The sequence below is a fragment of the Vibrio sp. 03_296 genome (genome assembly GCF_002265885.1).
This window is the reverse complement of the sequence record NZ_NPKW01001258.1, coordinates 1-640: the sequence shown is the minus strand read 5'-3', so window position 1 is coordinate 640 and position 640 is coordinate 1. Positions and strand designations below refer to the sequence as shown.

Annotated in this window: 1 pseudogene; it reads left to right on the top strand. The window is 48.4% G+C overall.

Annotation, left to right across the window (positions count from 1 at the left end):
• Positions 1 to 624: pseudogene (locus tag CIK04_RS31385) on the top strand (group II intron maturase-specific domain-containing protein); the annotation flags it as partial.
• Positions 625 to 640: the final 16 nt, after the last annotated feature.

The window sequence follows — 640 nt, the reverse complement described above, 5'->3', positions numbered from 1 at the left end:
CCGCATAGTGCGCTATGCGGATGATATCTTGATCTTCTGTCGTAGCCGAGCAGGAGCAGAGAATGCGCTTGCACAGGCGACAAAGATACTGGAAAAAGAGTTGAAACTGACGGTGAATCAGAGCAAATCTCATATAGCACACAGCGAAAATGGGGTGAAGTTCCTTGGCGTCGAAATCGGGGAACAATACACCCGAATTCAGCCCAAGAAACTGGCTCTGTTCAAACAGACGTTGAAGCAGATGACCAAACGCAATGGCGGAAAGCCACTAGAGCAGGTCATTAACGAGCTAAATCCCGTCTTACGAGGGTTCAGTCAGTACTTCAGGATCGCCAATACCAGCAGGGAGTTCTCGCGAATAGCAGGATGGTTAAGGCGCAGACTGCGCAGCATCCAGTTAAAATTATGGAAGAAACCGACACGGTTGCACCAGAGGCTGAAACAGCTTGGTTACAAGCCGCCGTTCAGGTCAATTCAAATGAGTAGCTGGAAAAATGCRCAGAGTCCCTTAGCCAGTTATGCGATGCCAAATCAATGGTTTAACGATCTTGGTTTGGTTCAATATCGAGCATGTTAGGACAGGGTACGTGTTCAGCAAATTATGCTGAATGGAAGTGTGCATGAGCCGTATACGAGGCCC